Here is a 21,801-nt window from a genome sequence, read left to right as displayed (position 1 = left end):
CGCAGGGCTGATCCAATCATCGGTCTCCAGTGCTGATGCCGCAGGTGTCCGGGCGGAGACCTGCGGCAGGTGGGGACAGGGCACGGCGCTGGGCATCATGGCGTTGCGGAGGGTTTCTCTGCGCCGGGCAGGGTGTCTTCGCTGGAGATGTTGTCGGTATTGCGCAGTTCTGCGCTGGCGAGCACGGTAGGTTTGGTTGCGGCATCGGTGAGGAATTCCATCACGCGCATGAGGGCTTCCGGTGGTTCCTGGCGGCGCACGGTGGTGTTGAAGGCATAGCGCGCTCGGGTATCGGTCTTGCGGGTTTGTTCCGACTTGTGGCTTACACTGCCTTTCACATTCAGCTTCAAAGGTCCCCAACCGAGCGAGGCCTCCATGCTGCCTTCCATATCCTTGGCGGATCGATCCTCGGCCATCTGGTTGATGGTCATCTCGAACTCGATCTTGCCCTCGTCGATGGCAATGTTCGGGTGGGTGATGGCCGCCAGCAGCGGCACCTTCATGCTCTTGGCAACGACGCCTTTGTACTCGCCATCCTCACCGACGACGGTTTCGTCGTAGTCGAACTGGATGGCGACTGCCTTGCCGTCCTGGATGCAGACATTCATGAGGAAGTCGGCGTATGACTTGCTCGCGGTGACCTGCGCCTGGACCATGGCCTGCAAGGGGCCGGCGATCATTCGGTCCATGGGCAGAGAGTTGATGACGGAGCCGATCAGGCTGCTGTCAATGGACATAGGCATTACTCCTTGGTGGGTGGTGACCGTTCAGGTCTGTTTTCAGTGAGGGTGATTGTCTTGGCGCCGGATGTTGCCAATCTGACGCAGGCTCAGTCCGTACTTGTCTGCGAGCAGGCTGCGCGACAGCCCGCTGGCGCTTTCTTTCTGAATTTGCAGATTGCGCAACTGGCGCTGGAAGTGATCGGCCTTGGGGATCTCCAGTGCGACACCAGCGTAGCGCTTGATCAGTGCGTCCAGTGCTTCTGCCGGCAACAGCTCGGCCAGCCGTGTACGGTCCCGATGTTTGGGGATGTACTTGGGGCGGCCACCGTAGGCGCACGTCAGCCGGTAAGCATTTTCAAGGCTGACGCACTCGATCAGTGATTGCAGCGAATGGGGTAATAGAGTGACATCGATTGCAGTCAGATCTGGCAGTTCCATATGCGATTTCCTTTTGTCTTTGAAGCCTGCACGGTTGGTGTGCAGAGATTCTCAGCCACCCCTCCCAGTCATTCCTAGGCGCCAAGTGGCCCATGCTTTGTAGTTTCAGTAGCGCGTCTCTTGCAGGCAGAGGCGAGCTTTTACGTAGGAAGTTGATCCATGATTTCGCTGTAGGTCTTGATCTATCTCGATCGAGTTTTTGGTTGTGCTCCAAGGGTGTGCTCACCCATTTCATTCACAGGGATAGGCTTTACGCAGGCTTACCACGCCCAGATAGTGCTGAGGGTTGTCTACCGCGCCGGCGGGGAGTGCGCGCCAGTCCACGTCCACGCACAGCGCTTCGAGCGCCTGGCCGCCGCGATAGCCGATGACTTGCGGGCTGAATACCCGGCGGTAGCGCGCATGGGTGCTGGCGAACGCCTCCACCTGCTGCGCCTGTGCCAGGGTCAACCTGGCCAGGACCGGCAGTTCCGAGGGTTGGAGGACGAAGTGCAACTGGCTTGGCTGCGCCTGCAGCAAGCCGCTGCCACGCACTTGCTGCCACAGTTGCTGCCACTGGTTGTTACTGCTGGTGGCTTCGAGGCGTGCGCCGAGTTCGAGCAGCTGTTCGCGGGGCAGGGTGCTGGTGTCAATGGCGTGGGCGAAGGTGAGCGGGACAAATATCAGGGTGCAAAGTAGGAAGGGTCTTGTCATGGGTGCTCCAGGGCATGAGCCGGGCGTCCATGTTTTCAATCTTGAGCGGTGAAGCTCAGCAGGAAATGCATCGCACCTGGATTTGGCCATGTATCATGTGGCCGGCTCGTGACGAGCTTTTTTGTCCCCGATGTTCCAAGGAATTGCCGATGACACACATGCAGCGCTTCAAATATTCGATTCTCATCATCGCGGTGATGATGGGGGTGATGTTCGGCCTCAGCTATCTGCAGAAACAGGGCACGATCAGCGAGCAGACCTTCCAGTATTTGGCCATTGGTATCGCCGTGGTCGTCGTGGTGATCAACGGCATCATGCGGCGCAAGGTCAAGTCCTGAGACAGGCGAGCCGGCCGTCCTGGCCGGCCCGGGATTCAGCGCAAGGCGTTCTGTTCCAGCACGGCGCGGGCTGCGGGCTGGAGGCTGTAGCACTTGTCATCGCCCAGGCTGATGACGCCCTCGGTGCAGAGTCGCTTGAGCACTTCGCGCACACTGAGGAATGACAGCGGGATATCCAGTTGCTCCAACTGCGCATGCACCCCGCGCACGCCGATGCTGCGCCCGCTGCGATCGGCCGAATGCAGCGCATCGATGACCTTCAGGCGGATCAGGCTGGTGCGCAGACCGTAGGCGCGCAGCAGCTCGCGGATCTGTTCGTTGCCGATCCGTTCCTGTGCGCCAGCGCTGTCTTGCGGCGTTGCACGGTCAGCGGTGCGCTGGCGCTGCGGCTGCAGTTGCGGGTTGTACATGTGAATGCTCCTTTTCGTGGACTGTCCCGAAATCATGAGTACCTAACTACTAGGACGAATGAGCGCGGGAAAACTGCAGTTCTTGCTGAAAAAAAACTGCCACGTCCTTTTCAAGACGTTCTCGCGCAGCGCAATACGTAAAATTTTCATCCGGCCGCTCGTCTGATCGGGATGACCTCTCATTCCCCAGGAGTGCCCGTGATCACACTATCGCGTCCCTTGTCCTGCCTTGGCCTGGCCATCGTGCTCGCCACCGCTGCCGCCGGCGTGCAGGCGCGGGAAGTTGCCGGCGATGCTTCGGCGCAGATCCGTCGCACCAGCTTCGGTGTGCCGCACATCCTGGCCAGCGACGAGCGTGGCCTGGGTTATGGCATCGGCTACGCCTACGCCCAGGACAACCTGTGCCTGCTGGCTGGCGAAGTGCTTACGGTCAATGGTGAGCGGTCGAAGTATTTCGGTGTCGAAGGCAAGACGGTCGAGCAGCGCGACAACCTCGACAGTGACCTGTTCTTCACCTGGCTGAACGACAATGTGGCGGTCAACGGATTCCTCCAGGCGCAGTCGGCGTCAATTCGCGATCGTCTGGAGGGCTACGCTGCCGGCTACAACCGAGCGCTTGCCGAGCGCAAGGCCCAGGGGCTGCCGGTGGAATGCGGGGCGGGCGACTGGGTCAGGCCAATCACCAGCCTGGACCTGGTGAAGCTGACCCGCCGACTGCTGGCTGAAGGGGGCATCGGCCAGTTCGCCGAAGCGGTGGTCGCGGCGACGCCGCCGAGCCTTGCCATGCACAGGCCCAAGGCCGACTACAGCGTGGCCCTGGCGCGCCAGCAGGCGTTCGCCAGCGAGCGCGGCAGCAACGCCGTGGCCGTCGGTGCACAGCGTTCGGCCAATGGGCGCGGCTTGTTGCTTGCCAACCCGCACTTCCCTTGGGTGGGAGGCCTGCGGTTCTACCAGATGCAGTTGACCATTCCTGGGCAACTCGATGTCATGGGGGCGGCGCTGCCGGGGTTGCCCGTGATCAATATCGGCTTCAACCGCGACCTGGCCTGGACCCACACGGTCGACACCTCCAAGCACTTCACCCTCTACCGCCTGCAGCTCGATCCGAAGGATCCCACCCGCTACCTGCTTGATGGCCAGTCGCTGCCGCTCGAACAGCAGACCATCACTGTTGCGGTGAGGGGGGTAGATGGAACGCTCAGTCAGGTGCAGCGCCAGGTCCATGTCTCGAAGTTCGGACCTGTGGTGCAGTGGCCGGGGCGCCTGGACTGGGATAGCCACTATGCCTACAGCCTGCGCGATGCCAATCTCGATAACACGCGAGTGCTCGAGCAGTGGTACGGGATCAACCGCGCCAAGGACATCGATGGCCTCAAGGCCTCGGTGGCCAAGCTGCAGGGTATTCCCTGGGTCAATACCCTGGCAGTGGATGCCGGTGGCCGTGCGCTGTACCTGAATCAGTCGGTGGTGCCGTATGTCGACAAGGCCCTGCTTGCCCAGTGCAGCGACCCGTCGCTGGCGGGGCCGTTGGTGGTCCTGGATGGTTCGCGCAGCGCATGCCAGTGGAAGATTGACGCCGACGCCGCACAACCTGGAATCTTTCCGGCGCGCCTGCAACCAAGCCTTGAGCGCGGGGACTTCGTGCAGAACTCCAACGACTCGGCCTGGCAGGTCAACCCGGCCCAGCCACTGACCGGCTTCTCGCCGCTGGTCAGCCGTGAAGACCAGCCCTTGGGCATGCGCACCCGCTTTGCCTTGCAGCGCCTGCAAGGCCGCGACAAGCTCGGTGTGCCGGAGCTGCAGCGAATGGTGATGGACGACGAGGTGTATCTGGCCAGTCAGGTGCTGCCAGAGCTGCTGGACTGGTGCAAAGGTGCCGAAAGCGAGCTGCAGAAGCTGTGCGCGAGCCTCAAGGCCTGGAACGGCAAGGCCGGCACTGATAGCGGCATGGGGCTTGTGCATTTTGCCAACATCATGGAGACGCTGGGCGACCAGCCACACATCTGGCGTATGGCGTTCGATCCGGCCGATCCGCAGCACACGCCGCGCGGTCTTGCGGTAGAGCAAGCGGCAGTGCGCAAGCTGCTCCGCGAGGCGGCGCTGGCTTCGTTGGCGCAGGTTCAGGAAGGCGGCATGGTGCAAGAACAGCAGTGGGGGCAGGTCCAGCAGGCGCTGGACGGCACGCCGGTGCCTGGTGGCCCGCAGGAGCTGGGGATCTATAACGCCATGGTCAGTGTGCCCCATGGGGCAGGGAAGCGTCTGGTGGTCAGCGGTACCAGCTACCTGCAACTGGTCAGCTTCACCGAACAGGGGCCTCAGGCTCAGGGGCTGCTGGCGTTTTCACTGTCGAGCGAGTCGGCCTCGGTGCATGCCTTCGACCAGACGCGTGCCTTTGCTGCCGGGCAATTGGCGCCGATTCCGTTTACCGAGGCGCAGATCACGTCCGATCCTCAGTATCGCCAGTATGTCGTGCGCGAACGGGATGAGCAGGCGTTGGTCAGCACGGGAAAATAGGCGGAATCAGTGGCCCTGCGGTGGCGCAAACCACCTCAGGGCCGCTGCACATCAGGAAAATTCGAATGGCGCCAGGTGCATGCCCTGGTCGTCCACCTGCAGCGCCCAGCCTCGGCGATCCCAGTCTCCCAGTACGATGCGTCGCGCCGGCTGGCCTTCGACCACCAGCTTGTGCAGGGCAGGGCGGTGGGTATGGCCGTGGATCAGCGTACGCACATTGTGCTCGCTCATCACCTTGGGCACTTCGTCGGGGGTAACATCGACGATTTCGGTGTTCTTCATCCGCGTCTGCGCCTGGCTTTCACTGCGTAGCTTGCGTGCCAGCTTCTGGCGCGTGGACAGCGGCAAGTGACGCAGGATCCAGAGGCTCAGCGGGTTGCGCAGGTAGCGGCGCAGCTTCATGTAGGCGACGTCGCGGGTGCACAAGGTGTCGCCATGCATCAGCAGTACCGGCTCACCGCCCAGCTCAACCACGCTGGGGTCGGCCAGCAGGGTGCAGCCAGCGGCCTTGCAGAAGTCCTGTCCGATGAGAAAGTCGCGATTGCCGTGCATCAGGTAGATGGCTGTGCCGCTGTCTGACAGCGTGCGCAGTGCCTGGCAGATCGATTGCTGGAAGGGCGTCATGGCATCGTCGCCGATCCAGGCTTCGAAGAAGTCGCCAAGGATGTACAGCGCCTTGGCGTGCCGCGCCCGCCCATCGAGCAGATCTAGAAACGCCCGGGTAATGTCCGGGCGTTCTTCTTGCAGGTGCAGATCGGAGATCAGCAGGATCACTCAATGATCTCGGCTTTCTCGATGATCACGTCGTCCTTCGGCACGTCCTGGTGGCCAGCCTTGGAACCGGTGGCGACTTTCTCGATGGCATCGACCACTTCACGGCCTTCGGTCACTTCGCCGAATACCGCGTAGCCCCAGCCCTGCACGTTCTTGCCGCTGTGGTTGAGGAAGTCGTTGTCGGAAGCGTTGATGAAGAACTGCGCCGAGGCCGAGTGCGGCTCCATGGTGCGGGCCATGGCGATGCTGTACTTGGTGTTCTTCAAGCCGTTGTCGGCTTCGTTTTCGATGCTGGCGCGGGTTTTCTTCTGGTTCATGCCAGGCTCGAAGCCGCCGCCCTGGATCATGAAACCCTTGATCACACGGTGGAACACGGTGCCGTCGAAGTGGCCGTCCTTGACGTACTGAACGAAGTTCTCGACGGTTTTCGGGGCTTTTTCGGCGTTCAGTTGCAGAACGATGTCGCCGTGGTTGGTGCTCAGTTTGACTTTGGACATGCTGAAATTCGCTCTTTCAAGGCATTCGAGAATAGGGTGCACAGGTCGCGTACTGTACCTGACGCAGGATCTGGCGGCGGCGACACAAGGCGCGCGGCGGCCATTTTGCCAGCTGGCGACAAAACGCTGCGAGAAATCGCGCCAGTTTGTCGGTGCCCGGCTGTCAGCAGCTTGACTGCTTCGGCTATGATAGGCCCTTTGATTCAATCGGCCTACCCGGACCGGACATCTGCATTCAAGGATCCTATGAGCAAGCCCACCGACAACGCGACCAACGCCGCTGCCAAAGGCGCCCCCGCCGTCCCTGCGAACTTCCTGCGACCGATCGTCCAGGCTGACCTGGACTCGGGCAAGCACAGCAGTATCGTCACCCGCTTCCCGCCGGAACCGAACGGTTATCTGCACATCGGCCACGCCAAGTCGATCTGCGTCAACTTCGGTCTGGCCCAGGAGTTCGGTGGCGCCTGCCACTTGCGTTTCGACGACACCAACCCGGCCAAGGAGGACCAGGAGTACATCGACGCCATCCAGCGTGATGTCAAGTGGCTGGGCTTCGAGTGGACAGGTCCGGTGCGCTTCGCTTCCGACTATTTCGACCAGTTGCACGACTGGGCGGTCGAGCTGATCAAGCGCGGCAAGGCCTACGTGTGCGACCTCACCCCCGAGCAGGCCAAGGAGTATCGCGGCACCCTGACCCAGCCCGGGAAGAACAGCCCGTTCCGCGAGCGCAGCGTCGAGGAGAACCTCGACCTGTTCGCACGCATGAAGGCCGGCGAGTTCAAGGACGGCGAGCGTGTGCTGCGTGCCAAAATCGACATGGCCTCGCCGAACATGAACCTGCGCGACCCGATTCTTTACCGCATCCGCCATGCCCACCACCACCAGACCGGTGACAAGTGGTGCATCTACCCCAACTACGACTTCACCCACGGCCAGTCGGACGCCATCGAGGGCATCACCCACTCGATCTGCACCCTGGAGTTCGAAGGCCATCGTCCGCTGTACGACTGGTTCCTCGACAACCTGCCGGTACCGGCGCATCCACGCCAGTACGAGTTCAGCCGCCTGAACCTGAACTACACCATCACCTCCAAGCGCAAGCTCAAGCAACTGGTGGACGAGCAGCACGTCGAGGGCTGGGACGATCCGCGCATGTCCACGCTCTCGGGCTACCGCCGTCGTGGCTACACCCCGGCCTCGATCCGCAACTTCTGCGACATGGTCGGCACCAACCGCTCCGATGGCGTGGTCGACATGTCGATGCTCGAGTTCAGCATCCGTGACGACCTCGACCGCACCGCGCCGCGCGCCATGTGCGTACTGCGTCCGCTGAAGGTGGTGATCACCAACTATCCAGAAGGCCAGGTCGAGCAACTCGAATTGCCGCGCCACCCGAAGGAAGACATGGGCGTGCGCGTCCTGCCGTTCGCCCGTGAGCTGTACATCGACCGTGATGACTTCATGGAAGAGCCGCCCAAGGGGTACAAGCGCCTGGAGCCAGCCGGCGAGGTGCGCCTGCGCGGCAGCTACGTGATTCGTGCCGACGAGGCGATCAAGGATGCCGAGGGCAATATCGTCGAGTTGCGCTGCTCGTACGATCCGGACACCCTGGGCAAGAACCCCGAGGGCCGCAAGGTCAAGGGCGTGATCCACTGGGTGCCGGCCGCCGCCAGCGTCGAGTGCGAGGTGCGCCTGTACGACCGCCTGTTCCGCTCGCCCAACCCGGAGAAAACCGATGAGGGCGGCAGCTTCCTTGAAAACATCAATCCGCAATCGCTGCAGGTGCTGACGGGTTGTCGTGCCGAGCCTTCGCTGGGCCAGGCCCAGCCAGAAGATCGCTTCCAGTTCGAGCGCGAAGGCTACTTCTGCGCCGACCTGAAAGACAGCCAGCCGGGTCGCCCGGTGTTCAACCGCACCGTGACCCTGCGCGATTCGTGGGGCAGCTAAGGAATCCTCGTGCTTAACATCTACAACACCCTGAGCAAGACCAAGGAAGTTTTCAAACCCCTGGATGGCAACAAGGTGCGCATGTACGTCTGCGGCATGACCGTGTACGACTACTGCCACCTGGGCCATGGTCGCAGCATGGTGGCGTTCGACCTGATTACCCGTTGGCTGCGCAAGAGCGGCTATGAGCTCACGTACGTACGCAACATCACCGACATCGACGACAAGATCATCAACCGCGCCAACGAAAACGGCGAGCGCTTCGATGAGCTGACTGCGCGCATGATCGATGCCATGCACGAGGATGAGCGGCGCCTGAACATCCTCAAGCCGGACCTGGAGCCGCGTGCCACCGATCACATTCCTGGCATGCACGCGATGATCCAGACCCTGATCGACAAGGGCTATGCCTACGCACCGGGCAATGGCGACGTGTACTACCGCGTCGGCAAGTTCGTCGGCTACGGCAAGCTGTCGCGACGCAAGATCGAAGACTTGCGTATCGGCGCGCGCATCGAGGTCGACGAGGCCAAGCAGGATCCGCTGGACTTCGTCCTGTGGAAGGGCGCCAAGCCGGGCGAGCCGAGCTGGGATTCGCCCTGGGGCCCGGGCCGTCCGGGCTGGCACATCGAGTGCTCGGTGATGTCCACCTGCTGCCTGGGCGAGAGCTTCGACATCCACGGTGGTGGCAGCGATCTCGAGTTCCCGCACCACGAGAACGAGATCGCCCAGAGCGAGGCGGCCACCGGCAAGCCTTATGCGGCGGCCTGGATGCACTGCGGCATGATTCGCATCAATGGCGAGAAGATGTCGAAGTCGCTGAACAACTTCTTCACCATTCGCGACGTGCTCGAGAAGTACCACCCGGAGGTGGTGCGTTATCTGCTGGTGGCGAGCCACTACCGCAGCGCCATCAATTACTCCGAAGACAGCTTGCGCGATGCCAAGGGCGCCTTGGAGCGTTTCTATCACGCACTGCGTGGCCTGCCGCGCGTAGCTGCCAAGGGTGGCGAGGCGTTCGTCGAGCGGTTCAGTGTGGCGATGAACGATGACTTCGGCACCCCCGAAGCCTGCGCCGTGCTGTTCGACCTGGTGCGAGAGATCAACCGCCTGCGCGACAGCGACGCTGATGCAGCGGCAGGTCTTGCCGGTCGCCTGCGTGAGCTGGGTGATGTGCTGGGTGTGCTGCAACTGGATGCCGACGACTTTTTGCGTGCCGGTGCCGAAGGCCGTGTCGATGCTGCCGAGGTCGAAGCCTTGATCCAGGCGCGTCTGCAGGCGCGTACGGACAAAAACTGGGCGGAGTCCGATCGCATTCGCGATCAACTGACTGCCATGGGTGTGGTGCTGGAAGACAGCAAAGGCACCACCACCTGGCGTCTGGCTGACTGATACAGCTCGAGGGCTGCCCTGCAGCCCTATCGCGGGACATGTCGTGGCGCCGAACCGCCGCTCCGACTTGTCCCGCGATGCTTTTCAGGCAGTCGAGCAGTGCAGTACCAACTTCGCCCCGCCTAGCTCGCTACTGCCCACTTCCAGTCTGAACCCGTGCAGGTCGACGATCGCTGCGACGATCGACAACCCCAGCCCGAACCCTGGGTGACGATGGCCTTCCTCGCTGCGATAGAAGCGCTTGAGCACCGCCGCCCGCTCCTGTTCCGGAATCCCTGGCCCGCTGTCCTCGATGGCGATATGCACGCCATCGTCGTCCTGCCGTGCCTGGATCCGTACCTGCCCACCCTCTGGGGTGAACTTGATGGCATTGCCGACCAGGTTGGCCAAGGCCTCGAACAGCAGCTCCCGGTCGCCGTGCAGCGCGGGCAGTTGCGCAGGCTGCTCCAATTGCAGTCGAATGCTGCCATCCTCTGCAAGCGGCAGGTAGAAGTCGTGCAGCTCCACCAGCAAATTGTGCGGATCAAGCTCGACGAACCCTGCGCGGCGCTGGCGGTCTTCCAGCTCGCTGATGCGCAGCAGGCCGCGGAAGCGTGCCATCAGGGTGTCGGTCTCGCTGATGGCCTGATCCAGCGCTTCGGCTTCCGGCGAGTTCGCTCCACTCTGCTGGCGAATGCGGTAGAGCTGGGCCCGCAGGCGGGTCAGCGGCGTGCGCAGGTCGTGGGCAATGTTGTCGCAGACACCCTTGACCTCGTGCATCAGCCGTTCGATGCGGTCGAGCATGGCGTTGACGATCGCGGCCAGCATGTCCAGCTCGTCTCGTCGTGCCGACAGCGGCAAACGGTGGGTGAGATCGCCGGCGACGATCAGCTCGGCGCTGGCCTGTACCGCGCGGATACGCTTGAGCGGGCGCCTGCGTAGCAGGTACCAGCCGGCGAAACCGGGAATCAGCGTCAGTGAAATCCCCCAGAGCAGCGCGTGCAGAATGATCCGAGTCACCACGAACAACGAGCCGTTGTCGCGCACCAGCACCAGCCAGCGGCCATCGGGGATATGGATCGCCACGGCATCGCAGCTGTCGCGCGGCAAGTGCGGATCGTCGGCATCCAGGCAACGCTTGAGTTCGTGAACCTTGCCATCCAGGCCCAACTCCGCCGGGATCGAGCGGATACGACCGCCGATGGGGTTGAGTTGCGGGTCGAACAGGCCGTAGGCGTCGAAGCTGCGTTCTTCGAAGGCCTGGCTGGCGATCAGTGCATCGTCCAGCTGCTTGCCGGTCATGTGCGCGAAGAGGTGCTGGCGTTGCAGCATGGAGTGGCGGGTCAGCTTGTTCAGATAGCTGGTGACCTCGAAGTACAGCACCCCCATGAGGATGCTGCTCCAGGCCACGAACAGGAAGCTGTACAGCGCCAGCAGGCGGCTGGTCGAGGAGCTCCAGCCTTTAGACGGGTTCAGCAATGGCATAACCGGAGCCCCGTACGGTTCGGATCAGCGGTGTCTGGCCGGGTGGATCGATCTTCTTGCGCAGACGACCGATGTGGACGTCGATCAGGTTGGTGCCTGGATCGAAGTGATAGCCCCAGACTTCCTCGAAGATCATCATGCGAGTGATGACCTGCCCGGAGTGGCGCATCAGGAATTCGAGCAGTTTGTATTCGGTTGGCAGCAGGTTCAGGCTGCTCTCGCCGCGTCGGGCTTCATGGCTGATCAGGTCCAGCTCCAGGTCGGCGACCTGCAGGCGTGTCTGGGTCATGGGCACGCTGTTGCGCCGCAGCAGCACTTCGACACGGGCCGCCATTTCGTCAGAGGCGAAAGGTTTGGTCAGGTAGTCGTCGCCGCCGGCACGCAGGCCGCGCACGCGTTCGTCGACATCGGACAGGGCGCTGATCATCAGGATTGGCGTGGCGATCTTCAGGCTGCGCAGGGTGGTGACGATGGTCAGGCCGTCGACTTCCGGGAGCATCCGGTCCACGGTGATCAGGTCATAGCCGCCGGCAATAGCCTTGGCCAGGCCTTCGCGGCCATTGTCTGCCCAGTCGACTTCCAGCCCGTGGCTGGAAAGTTCGGCGACGATTTCCTGGGCGGTGACGGCGTCGTCTTCGATGGTCAGTACGCGGGGCATGCTAGTACCTGGGCGGCGATTGGATGACTGATTGTGCCAAAGAATAGACAAACGGCGATTTAAGAAAAATTCATCTATCGGGGGCATGGTGCCAGTATCGGCTTTTCCCGCACAGAGACCGGCCCTGACAGCAATGAAAACGGGGCGTGCCATCGCTGACACGCCCCGTTTTCATTGCAAGGCGACGCCTCAGGCGACCTTGATGATCCAGCCCGCCGGGGCTTCGACGTCACCGCTCTGGATGCCGGTCAGCTCGTTGTAGAGCTTCTGGGTGACCGGGCCGACCTTTTCCAGGTCGTGGAACACGTGCAGTTTGCCGTTGTACTCGATACCACCGATCGGGGTGATCACTGCGGCCGTACCGCAAGCGCCCGCTTCGATGAAGCGATCGAGCTTGCTGATTTCGACATCGCCTTCGATCACGGTCAGGCCCAGGCGCGATTGCGCCAGTTCCATCAGCGACAGGCGAGTGATACCTGGCAGTACCGAGGCCGATTTTGGCGTGACGAACTCGTTGTTGGCGGTAATGCCGAAGAAGTTGGCCGAACCGACCTCCTCGATCTTGGTGTGGGTCAGCGGATCCAGGTAGATGGCGTCGGCGAAGTTGGCTTTCTTCGCTTCGGAACCCGGTTGCAGGCTGGCGGCGTAGTTGCCCCCGACCTTGGCTGCGCCGGTGCCCTGTGGGGCGGCCCGGTCGAAGCTGGAGATCTGGAAGTTGTGCGGCTTCATGCCGCCTTTGAAGTACGAGCCCACCGGGATGGCGAATACCGAGAAGATGAACTCCGGCGCGGTACGCACGCCAATGTTGTCACCGGTGCCGATCACGAACGGACGCAGGTACAGGGCACCCTTGCCGTGCGGCGGAACGAACTTCTCGTTGGCCTTGACCACCTGCTTGCACGCCTCGATGAACACATCGGTCGGCACGTGCGGCATCAGCAGGCGGGCACAGCTGCGCTGCATGCGGGCGGCGTTCTGGTCCGGGCGGAACAGGTTGATCGAGCCATCCTTGCAGCGGTAGGCCTTCAGGCCCTCGAAGCATTGCTGGCCGTAGTGCAGGGCAGTCGAGCCTTCGCTGATGTGCAGCACGTTGTCGTCGGTCAGGGTGCCTTTGTCCCACTCGCCGTTGCGCCACACGGACAGGTAGCGCTTGTCGGTCTTGATGTAGTCGAAGCCCAGCTTGTCCCAGTTGATCTCGTTGCTCATGACACCCTCTATTGTCTTGCAGAGGCCCGATCGCTCGGGCTGCTTTTAAATGCGCACCTCGCCACGATAATACATCCGCAGAGGATGGGGAACGGTCAGTCATGAATTGGTTGACTGGCTATCGGATGATCTGCAGTGCAGTGCTGGTGGGGGCTCTGGTCGGACGCGAAGTATTTTGCGTAGCCGTGTGGCCTATCCGCAGTACTCGCTCTGTGCCGCTGTGCTAAGAGCCTTCTTCCTGATCGGCATCGGGATAATGTTTCGTCTGATTGGTAAGCAAGTGGATTCCTGTGGCGGCCAGAAATATAGGCCATAGAAATCCTGGGATGCCCAGCAATGTTCCATGTCCGAGGAAGAAGAGGCTTGTAATGGTGCATGACATTAGAGCGATCCCCGTCCACTTGCGCCTGTTTGGGCGACGAAGGGTTTGGTCTGTGAGGAACGCAATCAGTGACAAGAAGGCGATGCTGATCAGATCGTTCATCATGCCGCTCGGCTGTTGATGATCAGGCTCTTGATGGTCCGCTCGTGATGACCGACGACGTGATATGTACTTGTAGCCTGCAAGCGAAGTCCCTTATTGGTGCCGAATCTGTTTCAGATGCGCGCACAATGCAGAACTTTCGCTGCTGAGCCTATTCAGGGGTGTCTAAACAGTGTGTGGGAGATTTCAGCAATGTTATTCATCCCCAATCTGCTGACAAAACCGCAGCAAATTGCCGAACGGATCACGGATCTGCATTTGCAGCCCCCAGTCCACCCGCTCGGCTTCGGGGCGTGAATAACCGTACTGCTTGGCCTGCAGTTCGCTTTCGAGCGCCTTCAGATCCTCGACCCGGGCAAACACGGTAGAGCCCGGCGTGGCGTCGCCATAGTGCTCGGACAGGTGCAGGATCAGCCCGTCGCGGTGTATTTGCGCGTACAGCGGCAGGTCGGGGGCGAAGCGGTGTTCCCAGTCGAGGCTGAAGCCCAGGAAATCGAGGTAGAACTCCTTGGCCTTGTCGACCGAGAAGATGCGCAGCACGGGAATGGCGGGGGCGAATTGCATGGGGGCATCCTTACCGGGTGAGAGGTCGCCACTCTAGCGCATCGCGGTCGGCCGTGGCGATTGGCTCACAGCCCCACGCTGGCGCGTACCATGGCATAGGCCTGGCGTACCAGGGGGTTGACCGTGTTGGCCCGCACCCACAGGTGATAGGTGACGTCAGGCAGCGGCGGCAGGCCATCACTCTGGCCGAGCACACGCATGTCCGGGCCGACCATTTCCTGGCTGCGCGCGGTGATGCCCAAGCCTGCGCGCACCGCAGCCTTGATGCCGATCAGGTTGGACGCCAGGTAGGCCTGGCGCCACGGGATGCCGGCCTGTTCCAGGGCGTCCAGGGCCAGTCGGCGATACAGGCTCGGTTCGTCCACCAGCACTAGCGGCAGCGGTTCGCCGGGGATGTGCTGGTACTGCGCTGCACAGATCCACCACACCGGCGATGTACGCAAGGCGAAACCCTCGACGCCGGGGGCGTTGACGGTGGAAATGACCATGTCGACCTTCCCACGCTGCAGGTCGTCCATCAGGAACGGGCTACGGCCGACGTCTATCTCCAGGCGCAGGTTCGGCGCCGAACGGGCGATATGGCCGAGCAGCGGTGGCAGGATGGTGTCGGCGATGTCGTGCGGCGAACCGATCCGCAGCACGCCGCTCAGGCCGTCCTGGCGCAGGCCGGCGAGGGCTTCGTCGTTGAGTGCGAGCATCTGCCGGGCATGGCGCAGCAGCTGCCGGCCGGCGTCGGTGAGGGCTTTGTGCCGGCCCTGCTTGCGCAGCAGCGCCACGCCCACCTGCTGTTCCAGGCGTTGCATGTGTTGAGTGACCGAGGCCTGGGTGCGGGCCAGGTGACGACCCGCTTCGGCGAAGCTTGTGTGATCGACGATGGCGACGAAGGTGCGCAGCAAATCGAGGTCCAGGGCGGGTGTGGTCATGGGCGGGCCTGCGGTTGGAATGGGGGCGGATCGCCTGTTTTTACATTACTGTCGATCAATAAACGATAAAGAAACATTATGTTTTGTTGGCCTGGATTTGCAATGTCTGGGTGCAATCCCCTTTGTTTTCGCTGCTTATGCCAAATAAAGCTGCTGGTCACGCGATCAAAGTTATAACGATAGGCAATATTTGCATTTCCCCTGATCCTGCCAAGTTTCTAGGATGCGCCCTCATTGGCCGGGTGTTCCGGCTGCCGGGATCAGGAGCCCACCATGTCGCTGTCCACCGTTGCCCGTCGCGGCCTGTTTGCCGCGTTGCTCGCCACCACCGGCCTGGCCGCCAGCGGCCTTGCCCAGGCCGATGCCACCCTGGACAAGATCCAGCAGCGCCACAAGCTGGCGGTGGGTGTGGTGCTTTCCGGTGGCCCCTTCGGTGCCATCGACCCGAATACCCGCGAGCCAATCGGTTTCAGCGTCGACCTGGCTCGCGACCTGGCACGCCAGTTGGGCGTCGAGGTCGATCTGGTCGCCGTACAGCCGGCCAACCGCGTGCAGTTCCTGCAACAGGGCAAGGTCGATCTGCTGATCGCCAACATGGAATGGACACCTGAGCGCGACAAGCTGCTGGGCCACGTGCCCACGCCGTTCTACCGGGTCGGCGGCACCGCCGCGTTGGCAGAGGACAGCCCGGTCAAGACCTGGGCCGACCTCAAGGGCCAGCCGGTGTGCACCTCCCAGGGCAGCAGCTACACCCAGGCGCTGATCGACCTGGGCGCCGACCTTAAGGCCTTCAAGACCTCCGCCGAATCCCTGCTGGCCCTGCGCGGCAACAACTGCGTGGCCGCGGTGCATGACGCCACGCTGATCAATCCGCTGTTGGCCAAGGGGGGAGAGTGGAGCGGCTATCGTGCCCTGGCCCCGGAACTGAACCCCGCGCCCTCGGTGATCTGGACCCGCCTGGGCGAAACCGATACCCAGCAGCGCCTGGACCCCTTCGTCAAGCAGTGGCACCGCAGTGGCTGGCTGATCGAGCGTGAGCAGGCCAACCACATCACCCCGGCCTCGCCGGCGCTGGTGGAGTTGCGTGCCAAGCTGCAGGGCGAAGGCGCCTGATGAGCGACAGCCTGCACTGGCTGGTGGGGCAGCTTGCCCATCTCGGCCTGAACTACGCGTTCCTGCTCGACGCCTATGCCAGCGGCAAGCTGCTCGACGGTGCGTTGACCACCCTCGGTCTGTGCCTGTTCAGCATCGTCGGCAGCCTGCTGGTGGGGGTGTTGTTGGCTGCTGCGGTCACGTCCGGGCAGCGCTGGCTGGCCTGGCCGGCGCGGGCCTTCATCGAGGTGACGCGTAACACGCCGACCCTGGTGCAGCTGTATTGCGCTTTCCTGGTGCTGAACATGCTGATCAACCAGAGCCTGGGCAGTGCCAACCCCATGACCCCGTTCGCCTGGGTGGTGCTGGTGATCTCCCTGCACAAGGGCGCCTTTCACGCCGAAGCCCTGCGCGCCGGGATCGAAGCCGTGCCGGCGGTGACGCTCGAAGCGGCCAGCTCGCTGGCCTTCAGCCGTCGCCAGCAACTGCTGCAGGTGCAACTGCCGCTGGCCGTGCGTTTCGCCTTGCCGGCGCTGGTCAACAACCTGATCGACCTGGTGAAGATGACCGCGGTGGCCTCGGCCATCGCCGTCAACGACATTACCTATGCGTCGATCATGATCTGGACCCAGGGCGACAACGTCATCGAGTTGATGCTGCTGATCCTGGCCTTTTTCGGACTGCTCAGCTTTGCAGTCAACTGTATCGGTCGCGCCCTGGAAGCGCGCTTGAGGATGCCGGGTTATGGCCATTGAGCATTTCGCCACGCTCTGGCAGTGGTCGCCCACCCTGGGGGCAGGCCTGCTGCAGAATATCCAGATCAGCGTCGGCGCCATTGGCCTGGGCACGCTGCTGGGGCTGCTGGTGGGGATCCTGCTGCTGTCGCCGCTGCGCCCCCTGCGCGGCGTGGCGCGGTTGTGGGTGCAGGTGTTTCGCAATGCACCCTGGTTGGTGCTGATCTACTTTACCTCCTATGTATTCCCGTTCGATGTGCAGATCGCCGGTACCTGGGTGGCCTTTCCCGACTGGCTCAAGGTCACCGTGGGCCTTGCGCTGCCAGCCAGCGCCAACGTAGCCGAGATCTTCCGGGGCGCGGTCGCCTCGATTCCGGCCACTCAGTGGGAGGCCGCGCGCTCGTTGGCCTTCAGCCGTGGCCAGATTTTCACCTCGATCATTCTGCCGCAGTGCCTGCGGCGCATGTTGCCGCCGTGGATGAACCTGTACGCGGTGGTGACCATGGGCACCGCGCTTGCTTCGCTGGTGGGCGTGCACGACCTGATCGACAGTGCGCAGATCGCTGCCAACACCGTCAACCGCAGCGGTTTCACGGTGCTGGTGTATTTCAGTGTGCTGGCGCTGTTCTTCTTCTACTGCTACCCGATTGCCCGCCTGACCCAACGCCTGGAGCGTCGCTATGCCTTCTGAACCTTTGATCCAGCTTCGCGATGTGCACCTGGCCTTTGGCGACAATCCGGTGCTGCGCGGTATCGACCTGGACGTGCAGGCCGGGCAGGCGGTGTCGATCATCGGCCCGTCCGGCTCAGGCAAATCGACCATCCTGCGCTGCATGACCGGGCTGTTGCGCCCGCAGCACGGCAACATCCGCATAGGGGATACCGCGGTGGAGCAGTTGCAGGGCGAAGCCGGGCTGATCGCCCTGCGCAAGCAGGTCGGTTTCGTCTTTCAGCAGTACAACCTGTTTCCCCACCTGAGTGTGCTCGACAACCTGCTGATCGCCCCGACCAAGGTGCTCGGCCGCCCGCGCCAGGCTGTGCGCGACGAGGCCCTGGCGCTGCTCGACAAGGTTCGCCTGGGGCACAAGGCCACGGCGTTCCCGGGTGAGCTCTCCGGTGGCCAGCAGCAGCGCGTGGCGATTGCCCGCGCCCTGGCCATGCGGCCCAAGCTGATCCTGTTCGATGAAGTGACCTCGGCGCTCGACCCAGAGATGGTCGGCGAGGTGCTGGCGGTGATCCGCGAGTTGACCGAGGAGGGCATGACCTGCGTGCTGGTCACCCATGAGATGCGCTTTGCCGAAGAGATCAGCGACCAGGTGTACTTCACCGAGCATGGCCGCATCGTCGAGCACGGCAGCGCCGAGCAGGTGTTCCGTGCCCCGACCCATGCGCGCACCCAGGCCTTCCTCCAGCACGCGCTGGGCGAGGGCAGCCAGCGCCCGAGCCGCCCGGCGCCCGATGTATTGACCAACCTGGGGCGCTACAGCCTCAGCGTGTGATTTCAGCCTCCAGCCAAGAGAGACCGACCATGTCCCGTGATTCCGTGATCCAGCCGTTCCTTGCGCAAGTGCGTGCCATCCATGCGCGCGGCGTCGACCGTGCAGCCCTGCAGCAGATCGTCAAGCTGCTCGAGCGCCTGGCCGAGCGCCGCGAATTGTTCAACTTCGAGCGTTTTCCGGCCCCGGATGCCGCCACCGGCGAAACCCAGTTTCGCTATCGCCTGAATGACGACGGCGAGTCGCCGACCCTGTACGTCAATTCGCTGTTGCCAGGCAAGGCGACCCTGCCGCACAACCACGAGACCTGGGCGATCATCGTCGCCGTCGAGGGCCAGGAGCTCAACCGCGTGTACCGCCGCGAGGACGACGGCAGCGATCCGGCCCGTGCCACCCTGGCGCTGGAGCGCGAGATCGTGGTGCAGCCGGGAACCTCGGTGGCCTTCCTGGGCGAGGACCTGCATGGCATCCGCGTCGAGGGCGACAGCCCGACGCTGCACTTCCACCTCTATGGCCGCCCGCTGGAGTCTCTGGAGCACCGCTACGGCGTCAAGGATGACGGTAGCGTGGTGAACTACAACAAATCACAGATGGCGCCTTCGATCGAGGCTTACGGGCTTTGAGATCGGTGTCGCGCTTTTCGCGGGCAAGCCCGCTCCTACATCTAAGGCACCTGTAGGAGCGGGCTTGCCCGCGAAAGGAACGACACGATCTCCCAGCGCTGCCCCCCACCAACGACCACGGACTGCGTCCCATGATCCCCAGCATCACCCCCGAGCTTCTGCACACCTGGCTGTTCGACGGCCAGGAAATTGCCCTGTTCGACCTGCGCGAGCACGGTCAATACGGCGAGGCCCACCTGTTCTACGCCGTCAATCTGCCCTACAGCCGCCTTGAGCTCGAAGCGCCGCGCCTGGCGCCCAATCCTGCGGTGCGTGTGGTGGTCTACGATGAGACCAGCGGTGCGTTGGCCCAACGCGGAGCCGAGCGTCTGCAAGCGTTGGGCTATACCGCCGTGCATTGCCTGGAGGGCGGCAGCCTGGGCTGGCAGCGCGCCGGTTTCGAGCTGTTCGCCGGTGTGCACCTGCCTTCGAAGGCCTTCGGCGAGCTGGTCGAGCATGCCTGCCACACCCCGCGCATCAGCGCCCAGGAGCTGGCTGAGTGGCAGCGCCAGGGCAAGCCGTTGGTGCTGCTCGATGGTCGCCCGCTGGAGGAGTTCGCCAAGATGAGCATCCCCGGCGCCACCTGCTGCCCGAATGGCGAGCTGGGCTATCGCCTGGAAGACCTGGTGAGCGACCCGCACACCCCGGTGGTGATCAACTGCGCCGGCCGCACCCGCAGCATCATCGGTGCGCAGACGCTGATCAACCTGGGCATAGACAACCCGGTCTATGCCTTGGAGAACGGCACCCAAGGCTGGTACCTGGTGGACCTGCCGCTGGATCACGGTAGCCAGCGTGGGTACTCCGAGCACAGCGGCGCCGCGCTGACCAGGCAACGTGCGCGGGCGCGGCAACTGGCCCAGCAGGCGGGGGTCGCCTGGGTGGATGCAGAGCAGGTCCGACAGTGGGCCGCCGACGCCGGGCGCAGCCTGTTTCTCTGCGACGTGCGCACCCCCGAAGAGTTCGCCGCCGGCAGCCTGCCGGGCGCACAGCATTGCCCTGGTGGCCAGCTGATCCAGGGCACCGACCTGTATATCGGTGTGCGCAAGGCCCGTGTGGTGCTGTTCGACACGGATGGCGTGCGCGCGCCAGTGGTCGCCAGTTGGCTGCGCCAGATGGGCCACGAGGCCCATGTGCTCGAAGGGGGCCTGGACAGCGGCCTGGCTCTGGACGTGGCTGCACCATTGCCGGTGACCCTCGCCGAAGCCCGCGTCGATGAGCTTGCAGACGCGTTGCTGATCGACCTGCGCTCCAGCACCGCCTACCGCAAGCGCCACCTGCAAGGCGCCCGGTGGTCGATCCGTCCGCAGCTGGCGCAGCAGGTGGGCGGGGCTGGGCAGCGCCTGGTGTTCATCGCCGACGATCCGCGCGTGGCGCAGTTGGCGCTCGCCGAGCTGACACCTGCTCAGCAACAGGCCGCACGCCTGTTCCCCCGTGCATCGCTGAACGACTGGCCGCAGGTGGAGAATGACCTGTCGTTGCCGGATGCAGCCTGTATCGACTTCCTGTTCTTCGTCCATGACCGGCACAGCGGCAACAAGGACGCGGCTCGACAGTACCTGGCCTGGGAAACCGGCCTGATCGCCCAGATGAACGAGGCCGAAACCGCAAGCTTCAGTCCGTTGACCCCTGTCGACCCGGTGGCCACGCGCCTGGTGCACGGTGGTCGGGGCGAGCCGGGTACAGGTGCGCATGGGGTCAATCCGCCTGTGAGCCGCCTGAGCACGGTGCTGTTCGACAGCGTCGCCGACATGCGCCAGGCCCGCAGCCGCCGCGACCAGGAGCGTGTGCTCAGCTACGGAGCCCGTGGCAACCCCACGGCCTTTGCCCTGGAAGACCTGGTCAGCGAGCTGGAAGGGGGGTATCGCACCCGCCTGTACGCCACCGGCCTGCAGGCAATCGCCCAGACGTTCCTGGCCTACTTGCGTCCGGGAGATCATCTGCTGATCAGCGATGGTGTCTACGATCCGGTGCGGCGCCTGGCGCGTGAGCTGCTCGAACCCTTCGGCGTGCAGGTGCAGTACTTCGCCGCCGACGGCCGTGACCTGGAGCAGGTGCTGCGCGCCGAAACACGCATGGTCTACAGCGAAAGCCCCAGCTCGTTGCTCTACGAGCTCAACGACCTGCCGGCCATGGCTGCCCTGTGCAAGGCCCGCGGCGTGCTGTTGGCCGTCGATAACACCTGGGGCTCGGGCTACCTGCACCGGCCGCTGACCTTGGGCGCTGACATTTCGGTCATGGCCCTGACCAAGTACCTGGGCGGACACAGCGACGTGATGATGGGCAGTGTCTGTACTACCCGCGAAGCCTTTGCCGCGCTCTCGCGCATGAGCGACAACTGCGGCTGCACCGTAAGCCCCGACGATGCCTGGCTAGTGTTGCGTGGTGCGCGTAGCCTGGCCAGCCGCATGGCTGTGCACGAGCGTCAGGGGTTGGACATCGCGCGCTGGTTGCAGCAGCGCGAGGAGGTGGAACAGGTGTTCCATCCAGCCTTGCCGGAGCACCCTGGGCACGCCTTGTGGCAGCGCGATTTCAGCGGTAGCAATGGCTTGCTCAGTTTCACCCTGGCGAACCCATCGCTGGCGAGCGCCGAGTCCTTTGTCAATGGCCTGCGCCTGTTCGGGATCGGTGCATCCTGGGGCGGCTACGAAAGCCTGGTGACCTTGGCCGGGACCCGCGAGCGCCAGTGTGCGCCAACCCTGGTCGGGCCCCTGGTGCGCCTGCACGTGGGGCTGGAGGACGTGCGTTCGTTGCAACGCGATCTGGACCAGGCCCTGCGCCGGGCGCGTTGAG

The 21,801-nt window shown here is 63.3% G+C and carries 22 protein-coding genes; 10 read left to right on the top strand and 12 right to left on the bottom strand.

The features are described from left to right. Nucleotides 1-95: 95 nt before the first annotated feature. The 3 genes from HU748_RS12625 to HU748_RS12615 all read right to left on the bottom strand — a co-directional run bounded on the left by HU748_RS12625 (nucleotide 96) and on the right by HU748_RS12615 (nucleotide 1,853). Nucleotides 96-737, bottom strand: a complete 642-nt coding sequence (locus tag HU748_RS12625) for a DUF2589 domain-containing protein (protein ID WP_186720592.1) — start codon at nucleotides 735-737, stop codon at nucleotides 96-98. 42 nt (nucleotides 738-779) lie between these two features. Next, entirely contained in the window at nucleotides 780-1,160 is a 381-nt protein-coding gene (locus tag HU748_RS12620) for a Mor transcription activator family protein (RefSeq protein ID WP_186720591.1), read from the bottom strand. Between the two features lie 231 nt (nucleotides 1,161-1,391). Continuing rightward, nucleotides 1,392-1,853, bottom strand: coding sequence for a hypothetical protein (locus HU748_RS12615; protein WP_186720590.1), 462 nt, complete (start codon nucleotides 1,851-1,853; stop codon nucleotides 1,392-1,394). A gap of 149 nt (nucleotides 1,854-2,002) precedes the next feature. On the opposite strand from HU748_RS12615, the gene HU748_RS12610 reads away from it, so the two are divergent. After that, nucleotides 2,003-2,191: a hypothetical protein gene (locus HU748_RS12610; protein ID WP_186665399.1), complete on the top strand. Its 189-nt coding sequence runs from the start codon at nucleotides 2,003-2,005 to the stop codon at nucleotides 2,189-2,191. Nucleotides 2,192-2,226: 35 nt separating this feature from the next. On the opposite strand, the gene HU748_RS12605 is transcribed toward HU748_RS12610, so the two are convergent. After that, complete coding sequence (locus tag HU748_RS12605; protein WP_186720588.1) at nucleotides 2,227-2,601, bottom strand: fe2+ zn2+ uptake regulation protein; 375 nt, start codon at nucleotides 2,599-2,601, stop codon at nucleotides 2,227-2,229. A gap of 198 nt (nucleotides 2,602-2,799) precedes the next feature. On the opposite strand from HU748_RS12605, the gene HU748_RS12600 reads away from it, so the two are divergent. After that, nucleotides 2,800-5,115, top strand: a complete 2,316-nt coding sequence (locus HU748_RS12600; RefSeq protein ID WP_346655468.1) for an acylase — start codon at nucleotides 2,800-2,802, stop codon at nucleotides 5,113-5,115. A gap of 51 nt (nucleotides 5,116-5,166) precedes the next feature. Here the strand turns inward: HU748_RS12600 and HU748_RS12595 are convergent, their stop codons facing one another. Further along, nucleotides 5,167-5,889, bottom strand: a complete 723-nt coding sequence (locus tag HU748_RS12595) for a UDP-2,3-diacylglucosamine diphosphatase (RefSeq protein WP_186664007.1) — start codon at nucleotides 5,887-5,889, stop codon at nucleotides 5,167-5,169. After that, the gene (locus HU748_RS12590; RefSeq protein WP_186664009.1) at nucleotides 5,886-6,386 is read right to left on the bottom strand and encodes a peptidylprolyl isomerase; all 501 of its coding nucleotides are present in this window, start codon (nucleotides 6,384-6,386) and stop codon (nucleotides 5,886-5,888) included. Before HU748_RS12590 ends, HU748_RS12595 begins: the two co-directional genes overlap by 4 nt. 246 nt (nucleotides 6,387-6,632) lie before the next feature. Between HU748_RS12590 and HU748_RS12585 the strand changes: the two genes are divergently transcribed. Then, the gene (locus tag HU748_RS12585; protein ID WP_186664010.1) at nucleotides 6,633-8,333 is read left to right on the top strand and encodes a glutamine--tRNA ligase/YqeY domain fusion protein; all 1,701 of its coding nucleotides are present in this window, start codon (nucleotides 6,633-6,635) and stop codon (nucleotides 8,331-8,333) included. Nucleotides 8,334-8,342: 9 nt separating this feature from the next. Next, nucleotides 8,343-9,725, top strand: coding sequence for a cysteine--tRNA ligase (gene cysS, locus HU748_RS12580; RefSeq protein WP_186664012.1), 1,383 nt, complete (start codon nucleotides 8,343-8,345; stop codon nucleotides 9,723-9,725). A gap of 84 nt (nucleotides 9,726-9,809) precedes the next feature. Here the strand turns inward: cysS and HU748_RS12575 are convergent, their stop codons facing one another. The 6 genes from HU748_RS12575 to HU748_RS12550 all read right to left on the bottom strand — a co-directional run bounded on the left by HU748_RS12575 (nucleotide 9,810) and on the right by HU748_RS12550 (nucleotide 15,024). After that, nucleotides 9,810-11,189, bottom strand: coding sequence for a HAMP domain-containing sensor histidine kinase (locus tag HU748_RS12575; RefSeq protein ID WP_186720583.1), 1,380 nt, complete (start codon nucleotides 11,187-11,189; stop codon nucleotides 9,810-9,812). After that, nucleotides 11,167-11,847 (bottom strand): response regulator transcription factor, encoded by a 681-nt coding sequence (locus HU748_RS12570; RefSeq protein WP_186664016.1) that lies wholly within the window; start codon nucleotides 11,845-11,847, stop codon nucleotides 11,167-11,169. The genes HU748_RS12575 and HU748_RS12570 overlap by 23 nt, the downstream gene beginning before the upstream one ends. Before the next feature lie 189 nt (nucleotides 11,848-12,036). Continuing rightward, nucleotides 12,037-13,053, bottom strand: coding sequence for a branched-chain amino acid aminotransferase (locus tag HU748_RS12565; protein ID WP_054891515.1), 1,017 nt, complete (start codon nucleotides 13,051-13,053; stop codon nucleotides 12,037-12,039). Between the two features lie 223 nt (nucleotides 13,054-13,276). Continuing rightward, nucleotides 13,277-13,537, bottom strand: a complete 261-nt coding sequence (locus tag HU748_RS12560) for a hypothetical protein (RefSeq protein WP_186720581.1) — start codon at nucleotides 13,535-13,537, stop codon at nucleotides 13,277-13,279. 195 nt (nucleotides 13,538-13,732) lie between these two features. After that, entirely contained in the window at nucleotides 13,733-14,101 is a 369-nt protein-coding gene (locus HU748_RS12555; protein WP_186720579.1) for a glyoxalase superfamily protein, read from the bottom strand. 65 nt (nucleotides 14,102-14,166) lie between these two features. Then, a complete protein-coding gene (locus tag HU748_RS12550; protein ID WP_186664022.1) occupies nucleotides 14,167-15,024 on the bottom strand; it encodes a LysR substrate-binding domain-containing protein in 858 nt (285 codons plus the stop codon). Nucleotides 15,025-15,297: 273 nt separating this feature from the next. Here HU748_RS12550 and HU748_RS12545 point away from each other — a divergent pair, with 273 nt between their 5' ends. The 6 genes from HU748_RS12545 (at nucleotide 15,298) to metC (ending at nucleotide 21,800) form a co-directional block, all read left to right on the top strand. After that, on the top strand, nucleotides 15,298-16,137 hold the full coding sequence (locus HU748_RS12545; RefSeq protein WP_186720577.1) for a transporter substrate-binding domain-containing protein: 840 nt from the start codon (nucleotides 15,298-15,300) through the stop codon (nucleotides 16,135-16,137). Further along, nucleotides 16,137-16,871 carry an amino acid ABC transporter permease gene (locus HU748_RS12540; protein WP_186707805.1) on the top strand — a complete coding sequence of 245 codons (735 nt, stop codon included), beginning with the start codon at nucleotides 16,137-16,139 and terminating at the stop codon, nucleotides 16,869-16,871. The genes HU748_RS12545 and HU748_RS12540 overlap by 1 nt, the downstream gene beginning before the upstream one ends. Beyond that, nucleotides 16,861-17,541, top strand: a complete 681-nt coding sequence (locus tag HU748_RS12535) for an ABC transporter permease subunit (RefSeq protein ID WP_186664028.1) — start codon at nucleotides 16,861-16,863, stop codon at nucleotides 17,539-17,541. Before HU748_RS12540 ends, HU748_RS12535 begins: the two co-directional genes overlap by 11 nt. Next, nucleotides 17,531-18,349 carry an amino acid ABC transporter ATP-binding protein gene (locus HU748_RS12530; RefSeq protein WP_186720575.1) on the top strand — a complete coding sequence of 273 codons (819 nt, stop codon included), beginning with the start codon at nucleotides 17,531-17,533 and terminating at the stop codon, nucleotides 18,347-18,349. Before HU748_RS12535 ends, HU748_RS12530 begins: the two co-directional genes overlap by 11 nt. Before the next feature lie 29 nt (nucleotides 18,350-18,378). Continuing rightward, complete coding sequence (locus HU748_RS12525; protein WP_186720573.1) at nucleotides 18,379-18,969, top strand: cysteine dioxygenase family protein; 591 nt, start codon at nucleotides 18,379-18,381, stop codon at nucleotides 18,967-18,969. A gap of 131 nt (nucleotides 18,970-19,100) precedes the next feature. Beyond that, nucleotides 19,101-21,800, top strand: coding sequence for a cystathionine beta-lyase (gene metC, locus HU748_RS12520; RefSeq protein WP_186720571.1), 2,700 nt, complete (start codon nucleotides 19,101-19,103; stop codon nucleotides 21,798-21,800). The last annotated feature ends 1 nt before the right edge of the window (nucleotide 21,801 follow it).

This window comes from Pseudomonas sp. RW3S2 (assembly GCF_014268955.1).
Taxonomy (GTDB): domain Bacteria; phylum Pseudomonadota; class Gammaproteobacteria; order Pseudomonadales; family Pseudomonadaceae; genus Aquipseudomonas; species Aquipseudomonas wayambapalatensis.
The sequence above is the reverse complement of the archived record's forward strand: the minus strand, read 5'-3'. Positions and strand labels throughout refer to the sequence as shown.

Coding starts and splice junctions, on each gene's coding strand:
- HU748_RS12625 (WP_186720592.1), bottom strand. CDS start 737: ATGTCCATTGACAGCAGCCTGATCGGCTCCGTCATCAACTCTCTGCCC.
- HU748_RS12620 (WP_186720591.1), bottom strand. CDS start 1,160: ATGGAACTGCCAGATCTGACTGCAATCGATGTCACTCTATTACCCCAT.
- HU748_RS12615 (WP_186720590.1), bottom strand. CDS start 1,853: ATGACAAGACCCTTCCTACTTTGCACCCTGATATTTGTCCCGCTCACC.
- HU748_RS12610 (WP_186665399.1), top strand. CDS start 2,003: ATGACACACATGCAGCGCTTCAAATATTCGATTCTCATCATCGCGGTG.
- HU748_RS12605 (WP_186720588.1), bottom strand. CDS start 2,601: ATGTACAACCCGCAACTGCAGCCGCAGCGCCAGCGCACCGCTGACCGT.
- HU748_RS12590 (WP_186664009.1), bottom strand. CDS start 6,386: ATGTCCAAAGTCAAACTGAGCACCAACCACGGCGACATCGTTCTGCAA.
- HU748_RS12585 (WP_186664010.1), top strand. CDS start 6,633: ATGAGCAAGCCCACCGACAACGCGACCAACGCCGCTGCCAAAGGCGCC.
- HU748_RS12575 (WP_186720583.1), bottom strand. CDS start 11,189: ATGCCATTGCTGAACCCGTCTAAAGGCTGGAGCTCCTCGACCAGCCGC.
- HU748_RS12570 (WP_186664016.1), bottom strand. CDS start 11,847: ATGCCCCGCGTACTGACCATCGAAGACGACGCCGTCACCGCCCAGGAA.
- HU748_RS12565 (WP_054891515.1), bottom strand. CDS start 13,053: ATGAGCAACGAGATCAACTGGGACAAGCTGGGCTTCGACTACATCAAG.
- HU748_RS12560 (WP_186720581.1), bottom strand. CDS start 13,537: ATGAACGATCTGATCAGCATCGCCTTCTTGTCACTGATTGCGTTCCTC.
- HU748_RS12555 (WP_186720579.1), bottom strand. CDS start 14,101: ATGCAATTCGCCCCCGCCATTCCCGTGCTGCGCATCTTCTCGGTCGAC.
- HU748_RS12550 (WP_186664022.1), bottom strand. CDS start 15,024: ATGACCACACCCGCCCTGGACCTCGATTTGCTGCGCACCTTCGTCGCC.
- HU748_RS12545 (WP_186720577.1), top strand. CDS start 15,298: ATGTCGCTGTCCACCGTTGCCCGTCGCGGCCTGTTTGCCGCGTTGCTC.
- HU748_RS12540 (WP_186707805.1), top strand. CDS start 16,137: ATGAGCGACAGCCTGCACTGGCTGGTGGGGCAGCTTGCCCATCTCGGC.
- HU748_RS12535 (WP_186664028.1), top strand. CDS start 16,861: ATGGCCATTGAGCATTTCGCCACGCTCTGGCAGTGGTCGCCCACCCTG.
- HU748_RS12530 (WP_186720575.1), top strand. CDS start 17,531: ATGCCTTCTGAACCTTTGATCCAGCTTCGCGATGTGCACCTGGCCTTT.
- HU748_RS12525 (WP_186720573.1), top strand. CDS start 18,379: ATGTCCCGTGATTCCGTGATCCAGCCGTTCCTTGCGCAAGTGCGTGCC.
- metC (WP_186720571.1), top strand. CDS start 19,101: ATGATCCCCAGCATCACCCCCGAGCTTCTGCACACCTGGCTGTTCGAC.